The 1,264-nt window shown below is 69.1% G+C and carries 1 protein-coding gene; it reads right to left on the bottom strand.

Going from position 1 to position 1,264, the window contains the following annotated elements; translation table 11 throughout:
* Positions 1 to 17 precede the first annotated feature (17 nt).
* Positions 18 to 1,264 (bottom strand): IS110 family RNA-guided transposase (locus AC5RWQ_RS30185; RefSeq protein WP_494285996.1); only part of this gene is annotated, 1,247 nt, incomplete at its 5' end.

Raw genomic sequence — 1,264 nt, 5'->3', positions numbered from 1 at the left:
TCTGGCACCCCTCTGTGTCAAGAGGCCGTGGCGAGGGTTGTTCTAGGCTGGGGTGTGGCGGGTCCGGGAAGTGACTTTTCCGAAGTGTCGATCTCGGGGTTCAGGTCGGCCGCGCTGGATTGCAGAGTCGCCCCCGCGTGTCCTCCCGGACCCGTCCTGACCAGCTTCGCGTCGGCGACCATCTGCCGGTAGACGATGTCGGACAGCCGCCGCTTCAGTGCCCGTAGGGCCTCCATTGGGGTCTTGCCCGCGGCCAGTCTGCGCCGGTAGTAGCGGCGCCCTTCGGTGTCACGGCGGAGCTGGACGATGGCCATGATGTGCAGCGCCCGGTTGATGCGCCGGTTCCCGGCTCTGGAGAGCCGGTGCCGGTTCTGGTCGCCGGACGAGGCGTCGATCGGTGCGGTGCCGTTCCACGAGGCGAAGTGGGCGCGGCTGGTGAACCGGGCGATGTCTCCGATGTCGCCGATCAGGCGGGCGGCGCCGGACGGTCCGATGCCGGTCAGGTCCATCAGCCGGCTTCCGGTGCTGTTGACCAGGTCGGTGAGCTCGTGTTTCGCGATTTTGATCTTCTTGTCGATGACGACGAGTTCGCCGATCAGCTCGGAGGCCAGCCGGCGGCGGGTCTTGCCGACCACGTCGCGCGGGCGCACGGTGCCCAGCAGGGCGCGGGCCTGCTGGGCGGACAGGTCCTTCTTCGCGCCGCCGGGCACCAGTTCGAGTAGCAGGTGATGCAGCCGGGAGACCACGTCGGTGCGGGCCCGGCCGAGCTGGTCACAGCGGTCGACCAGCAGCCGTAACGCGACCGTGGTGTCGTCGGTGACGACCTGCCGCAGACCTTCGGTGCGCAGGGCGACCACAGCGACGCTGCGGGCGTCGACCGGGTCGGTCTTGCGGCCCTGGCCGGTGGCGAACACGCGGGCCCGGGCGGACAGCTTCGCGGGAACGTCCACGACGGTTTCGCCGTCGGCGACCAGGCGTTGAGCGACGTGCCGGCCGATGCCGTTGCAGCCCTCGACCGCCCAAAGGCGGTCTTTGTGCTTGCGGCCGGCGGCGAGCATGGCCTGGTAGCCGTCGCGGTCGGTGCCGAACCGGCCCTGCCCGAGCGCCTTCTCCCGGGCGTTGATGATTTCGATGGTGGCGGAACGCTTATGCGGGTCCACGCCGATGATGACCTGAGCCATCCTGTCCTCCCTCGATCCGACGGTGTTCGTCGACGGGAGGGCAGCGCTACCTTGAGCCGGGCAGTCCCCTGACTTGTCTACTG

This window comes from Micromonospora sp. BS32 (genome assembly GCF_059089345.1).
Note: the sequence above shows the minus strand (reverse complement) of the source record. Positions and strands in the feature narration are given on the sequence as shown.